This is a genomic window from Pseudoalteromonas sp. TB25, assembly GCF_000497995.1.
GTDB lineage: Bacteria > Pseudomonadota > Gammaproteobacteria > Enterobacterales > Alteromonadaceae > Pseudoalteromonas > Pseudoalteromonas distincta.
The window spans coordinates 1-6,191 of sequence record NZ_AUTI01000154.1; the positions used below are offsets into that span (position 1 = coordinate 1).

7 protein-coding genes are annotated in these 6,191 nt (G+C 39.3%); 3 read left to right on the forward strand and 4 right to left on the reverse strand.

Translation table 11 applies throughout. The features are described 5' to 3' along the window. From L652_RS0103345 to L652_RS0103355, 3 genes are all read left to right on the forward strand, one after another. Nucleotides 1-510, forward strand: a 510-nt coding sequence (locus tag L652_RS0103345) for a M13-type metalloendopeptidase (protein WP_029770146.1), incomplete at its 5' end; no start/stop codon positions are given. A gap of 258 nt (nucleotides 511-768) precedes the next feature. Next, nucleotides 769-1,482 carry a YebC/PmpR family DNA-binding transcriptional regulator gene (locus tag L652_RS0103350; protein ID WP_002959761.1) on the forward strand — a complete coding sequence of 238 codons (714 nt, stop codon included), beginning with the start codon at nucleotides 769-771 and terminating at the stop codon, nucleotides 1,480-1,482. Nucleotides 1,483-1,559: 77 nt separating this feature from the next. Further along, the gene (locus L652_RS0103355; protein ID WP_033013189.1) at nucleotides 1,560-2,846 is read left to right on the forward strand and encodes a leucine-rich repeat-containing protein kinase family protein; all 1,287 of its coding nucleotides are present in this window, start codon (nucleotides 1,560-1,562) and stop codon (nucleotides 2,844-2,846) included. 79 nt (nucleotides 2,847-2,925) lie between these two features. On the opposite strand, the gene L652_RS0103360 is transcribed toward L652_RS0103355, so the two are convergent. From L652_RS0103360 to L652_RS0103375, 4 genes are all read right to left on the reverse strand, one after another. After that, on the reverse strand, nucleotides 2,926-4,050 hold the full coding sequence (locus L652_RS0103360; protein ID WP_024597617.1) for a sterol desaturase family protein: 1,125 nt from the start codon (nucleotides 4,048-4,050) through the stop codon (nucleotides 2,926-2,928). A gap of 205 nt (nucleotides 4,051-4,255) precedes the next feature. Then, nucleotides 4,256-5,260, reverse strand: a complete 1,005-nt coding sequence (gene gap / locus L652_RS0103365) for a type I glyceraldehyde-3-phosphate dehydrogenase (protein WP_024597618.1) — start codon at nucleotides 5,258-5,260, stop codon at nucleotides 4,256-4,258. Nucleotides 5,261-5,269: 9 nt separating this feature from the next. Beyond that, entirely contained in the window at nucleotides 5,270-5,890 is a 621-nt protein-coding gene (gene eda, locus L652_RS0103370) for a bifunctional 4-hydroxy-2-oxoglutarate aldolase/2-dehydro-3-deoxy-phosphogluconate aldolase (RefSeq protein ID WP_002959756.1), read from the reverse strand. Between the two features lie 33 nt (nucleotides 5,891-5,923). Further along, a partial coding sequence (locus L652_RS0103375; RefSeq protein ID WP_029770147.1) for a dihydroxy-acid dehydratase occupies nucleotides 5,924-6,191 on the reverse strand: 268 nt, incomplete at its 5' end.

The following is a 6,191-nucleotide window of genomic DNA, read 5'->3' on the forward strand; positions in this document are numbered from 1 at the left end:
ATTGGCGCTGTAATTGGTCACGAAATGGGTCATGGATTTGACGATCAAGGTTCAAAATCTGACGAAAACGGTGTGCAACGTAACTGGTGGACTGATGCTGACCGCGCTGCATTTGACAAAAAAGCCGATCAACTGGCTGCGCAGTACAGTAAATACGAGCCAATCGAAGGTAATTTTGTTAATGGTCGAAATAGCCTTGGCGAAAACATTGGTGATGTAGGTGGGCTATCAATGGCTTATCACGCGTACAAGCTCAGTTTAAATGGTAAAGAAGCGCCTGTTATTGACGGCGTTACTGGCGATCAGCGTTTCTTCCTTGCGTGGGCACAAGTATGGAAAGAAAAACGTACTGAGCAAAGCATGCTTAACCAACTGCGTGGTGGCACACATGCCCCAGGTCGCTTTAGAGCACAAGCGCCGCGTAACCATGATGCATGGTACAAAGCGTTTGATGTAAAACCAGGCGATGCGTTATACCTTCCTGAAGATGAGCGTGTACGTATTTGGTAAGTAACACTTACTTTTTATTACTTAGTAAGGCAACCTGTTATACAGGTTGCTTTTTTATTGAATTAAATTTACACATAATAGATATAATTCCAACGTCTAGAACCCTCGATGATCCCATTAATAAAATACAGTTTACATGGCTTTTAAACGTTACCGATTTAATCTGTTTTAATACTTACTAGCCCTTGAATGCATTTACCTTTAGAATACGCATTATAATTTTATTCTATTATTTACATATATTAAGGCGAAACGCAGATGGGAAGAGCTTACCAAAACAAAAAAGATTCAATGGCTAAGACTGCGGGTGCTAAAACTAAAGTTTATTCTAAGTACGGCAAAGAAATTTATATTTGTGCAAAAAACGGCGGTGTAGATCCAGATGGTAACTTATCATTACGTCGTTTAATTGAACGCGCTAAAAAAGACCAAGTACCAGCACACGTTATTGACCGCGCAATAGACAAAGCAAAAGGCGGCGGCGGTGAAGACTACGCAGCAACACGTTACGAAGGTTACGGCCCTGGTAACTGTATGATTATTGTTGACTGTTTAACAGACAACAACAAGCGTACCTTTGCTGATGTACGTGTTTGTTTTACCAAAGCGAATGCTAAAATTGGCGCTCAAAACTCTGTTTCACATTTATTTGATCACCTTGCTATTTTTGTATTTGACGGTGATGACGACGAAGCAGTACTTGAAGCTCTTATGATGGCTGATGTTGATGTAACTGACGTAGAAGTAGATGACGGTAAAGTTACTGTTTTTGCTCCTCACACAGAGTACAACAATACACGTACAGCGCTTGAAGAAATGGGCGTGACTGAATTTGACGAAGACCTAATTAGCTTTGTGCCACAAATTGAAACGCCGATTGAAGGCGAAGACGTTGAAGTTATGGAACGCTTTTTAGCAATGTTAGAAGATTGCGACGACGTGCAAAACGTTTACCATAACGCGCAATTCTAAAGAGCGATTTAGTAAGTTAGAACGACTTTAAGCCAACAGCTATGTTGGCTTTTTCATTTTTAGAACATGGTATTAATATGAACTCCTTTAAAGAGCTTAAAAGTGGCAAACTTGTTGGTGCTACTCGCCTGCAATTGGTAGAAGAGCTAACGACATTTCCTGAAGAAATCTTTAGCTTAGCTGACACGCTTGAAGTACTCGATTTATCAAATAATAATTTATCAACACTACCTGATGAATTTGCCTGTTTAACACGCCTTAAGCGTGTATTTTTATCGTTTAATCAGTTTAAGCATATTCCTGCGGTTTTAGCTAAATGCCCTGCTCTGATAATGGTTGCATTTAAAGGCTGTAAAATAACTGAGTTTAGTGATTATTGTTTACCAAAAAATATTGAATGGCTCATACTCACCGACAATAATATTACTGAGCTTCCACAAAGTTTTGGCCAATTTACGAAGCTCAAAAAGCTCGCGCTTGCAGGCAATCAACTTAAGCAACTACCAAGTAGCATGGCGCAGTGTAAAAACCTTGAGCTTGTTAGGCTCTCTGCTAATAACTTAACACACGTAGACGACTGGCTGTTTGAATTGCCTAAACTTGCTTGGCTTGCGTTTGCTGGTAACGAATTTAATAAAGCCCAGTGCCTTACAAAAAGCTGCTTAGAAAATAAGTCTCTTAACGATTACACACTTAGTCATGTTATTGGCCAAGGTGCATCGGGCGTTATTCATTTAGCACAAGCTATTGAAAGTGCTGTAGCGATTAAATTATTTAAAGGCGCAATTACCAGCGACGGCTACCCGCTTGATGAAGTAAATTGCTGCTTACAAGCAGGCGATCACGCTAATTTAATTCAAGTACTTGCCTACATTGAGCAAAGTGATCAGCTAGGTTTAGTAATGGAGCTAATAGATAAAAGCTTTGCTAATTTAGGCCTGCCTCCAAGCCTTGAAACCTGTACTCGTGATACCTTTAATAATGATTGCCATTACTCAACTCACGCTATTTTAAAAATTGCACAGCAAATGGTAAGTACCTTACATCACTTGCATATTTGTAAAGTAAGCCATGGCGACGTGTATGCGCATAACACCATGATAAACAAAGATGCTGATGTATTATTTGGTGATTTTGGTGCAGCCACAAACTTAGCCACGTTAAGTGATTATCAACAAAAGCAAATCGAGTTAATTGAAGTACGTGCATTAGGGTGTTTAATTGAAGACTTAATAGGCACGGTAACTGGCGATGATAAACAAAGTGAGCTCTTTGTTAAAATGTCCAATATGGCAAAATGTGCCATGCAACCTACATTAAATCAAAGACCTACATTTACTGAGTTATTAGCAGAGCTAAAATAAATTTAATATTAATAATATAAGCGAGCAAAATGTAACATCTTACTCGCTTTTATTTTATGTTTATTCGGATTTTCCGTACTTATTTAGTGCGCTTAAACGGGTAAACCTGTTGTTTAAGCATACCTACGGGCATGTAATCCCCGACTACACCATACGCTTGTGGCCACTCTTTTTGGCCTTTAACAGCAGTACCAAACACATAATCTAAAAACGAAAAATGTGCAGCGTAATTTCGGTCAATCGCGGCTTTATCTGACGCATGATGCCAATGGTGAAACTGCGGTGTAACCATAAAATATTTTAGCCAACCAAATTTCACACGCACATTTGCATGGTTAAACACAGCCTGCAAACCCACAATTATTACGTACAAACTAATTATTTGCTGTGAAAAACCAAGTACAAATATAGGCGTGAGCACTAAGCTGCGCGTTACGAGTATTTCAAGAATATGCTGGCGAGAGCCCGCTAACCAATCCATTTCTTTAGCACTGTGATGTACGCCATGAAAGCGCCATAATAAAGGGACTTCGTGATAGGCACGATGCACCCAATACTGCATTAAATCAGCCACGAGTATTATTAAAAACAACTGCACTATAAAGGGTGTTTGCTCTATATAACCTTGTACTGTAGATGATACAGCCCAGCCAAAGCCATAATGCACAAAGTGGTTAGTAACGAGTAATACAAAACCAATAATTAAATGATTTACAAAAAAGTGGTTTAAATCGCCTCGCCATTCGCTACGTAATATTTTTTGATCTTTACGATGAGGTAATAACTTTTCAATCACAATAAATATAAGTGTTGAGCCGAGTAAATCTAAAATAAACCAATCAAGCCCTATATAAGGTGTATCAGAAGCAAATTCGTTTACTTCAACGTTTGGTCCGCCAAACATAATAGCGAGTAAAATAAAAAACCACGCTGTAGCCCCTAAACGCTTATTGGTATTACGTACAAAGTTAAGTAATCCTAAACTGCCCGAGACCAATAATGATGCAAACATAAGCTGACGTAAAAAGTCGACGCTGTAGCTTTTTCTCAGCTCTGGTGTGGTTAAATATTCAGGAAAGTGAAACGCTAATACGCCTAAGCAACTCAGTATTGCTAAAAAGCAGGCTATGTAGCCACTTATGTTGCCCTCACCTATCTGAAGATGATTTGTACGAAATACTTTTCGCGATAGAGCTCTGATCATTTTTATTATTCCTTGCGTCGTTGAGTTGATTAAATACAACGAAATTCCATTGATTTACACACCCACATATTAACAAAATTTAGGGTATAAAAAATACAAATAGTTCCCTTCTAATTTTGAATTGCAAATATACAGATAAACTAAACGCAAAAAAGCCACGCAATGCGTGGCTTGGTTGGATAAAGCTAAACTTTTACAAGGTCAATTATAAGTACTGACCTAATGATTTAACTTGGTCTAACATGCGGTTTGAGAAACCCCACTCATTGTCGTACCAAGCCATTACTTTAACTAGTTTGCCATTGGCTTTAGTTTGCGTTGCATCAAAGATAGACGACGCTGGGTTATGGTTAAAGTCGATAGAAACAAGCGGAAGCTCGTTATATTCTAAAATACTCTTCATTGAACCCGTTGATGCTTCTTTCATGATTGCATTGATTTCTTCTGCAGTCGTATCACGCTTAGTGATAAACGTAAAATCAACTAAAGAAACATTGATTGTAGGTACACGTACCGACATACCATCTAATTTACCAGCAAGTTCTGGTAATACTAAACCAACAGCTGCCGCAGCACCTGTTTTAGTTGGGATCATAGATTGAGTTGCACTACGCGCACGGTATAAATCTGGGTGGTAAACGTCAGATAAGTTTTGATCGTTGGTGTAAGCGTGAATAGTCGTCATGCTACCTTGCTCAATACCTACTGTGTCGTTAATTGCTTTTGCAATTGGCGCTAAACAGTTAGTAGTACAAGAAGCGTTAGAAATGATATTGCTGTCAGCATTAATTACGTCGCTGTTTACACCATGCACTACTGTTGCATCTAAACCAGTACCTGGAGCAGATACGATTACTTTTTTAGCGCCTGCAGTAATGTGCTTAGCGGCGTCATCACGTTTAGTGAAAAAACCAGTACATTCTAAAACGATATCTACGTTTAGCTCTTTCCACGGTAAGTTTGCAGGGTCACGCTCTTGCGTTAACGTAATTACGTCATCCCCAATTAGCATAGTGTTGTTTTCAAGTGTTACTTTTTTTGAAAATTGACCATGAACTGAGTCATATTGCGTTAAATGTGCATTTACGTTAGCTGGTGCTAAATCGTTAATTGCTACAATTTTAATTTCGCTGTTTTGAGCTGACTCATAAAGTGCACGTAAAACATTTCTACCGATACGGCCGTACCCGTTAATTGCTACATTAATCATTTTAGACTCCTATTTAAGTTCACTTGCTTGGCGAGCAAGCGCTTCAATTGCTTGCCAGTCTTTATTTTCAATTAGTTGTTTATCTAGCATCCACGTACCACCAACACAAATAACGTTGTTAAGCGCTAAATAATTAGGAGCAGTTGCTAGGCTAATGCCGCCAGTTGGGCAAAAAGTAATATGTGGTAATGGGCCACCGATTGATTTAAGCATAGCTGTTCCGCCTGCAGCTTCTGCTGGGAAGAATTTTAAATACTTAAAACCATGCGACGCAAGTTGCATAACTTCACTTGCAGTTGCAGCGCCTGGTAAAAATGGTATATCTGATGTTTTAGCTAAAGCAATAAGCTCATCACTAACACCTGGACTCACCATAAAATCAGCACCAGCGGCAACCGAAAGATCAAAACTTGCCTTATCTACTACCGTACCAGTACCTACATAGGCTTCAGGTACTTCTGCTTTCATTAGCTTTACAGCTTCTGCAGCAATGGGTGTACGTAGTGTTATTTCTAAGGCTTTTAAGCCACCGTTGTATAAAGCTCTTGCAAGTGGTGCTGCATCTTCTAATTTTTCGATTACAACCACTGGCACTACGGGTGCCGATGCTAAGATTTTTTCAATACTCATTACTTGTTCCTCATTACCCAGTATGGCTAATATTTATTCAAGTCCAAAAGCACTCGCGCCTAAATCGGCACTGCTTACGATATTTCTAAATCCAGTAAATAATTCACGACCTGTACCAAATGTTGCACTTGGCAGGCTAAGTTCTGCTTCACGCTTAGCAAGCTCTTCGTCGCTAACGTGTACTTTTAAGATTCCGTTTGGCGCATCAAGCGTCACTAAATCGCCTTCTCGGATTTTAGCAATAATGCCGCCTTCTACTGCCTCTGGTGCTAAGTGAATAGCAGCAGGTACTTTACCTGAT

Coding starts and splice junctions, on each gene's coding strand:
- L652_RS0103360 (WP_024597617.1), bottom strand. CDS start 4,050: ATGATCAGAGCTCTATCGCGAAAAGTATTTCGTACAAATCATCTTCAG.
- L652_RS0103350 (WP_002959761.1), top strand. CDS start 769: ATGGGAAGAGCTTACCAAAACAAAAAAGATTCAATGGCTAAGACTGCG.
- gap (WP_024597618.1), bottom strand. CDS start 5,260: ATGATTAATGTAGCAATTAACGGGTACGGCCGTATCGGTAGAAATGTT.
- eda (WP_002959756.1), bottom strand. CDS start 5,890: ATGAGTATTGAAAAAATCTTAGCATCGGCACCCGTAGTGCCAGTGGTT.
- L652_RS0103355 (WP_033013189.1), top strand. CDS start 1,560: ATGAACTCCTTTAAAGAGCTTAAAAGTGGCAAACTTGTTGGTGCTACT.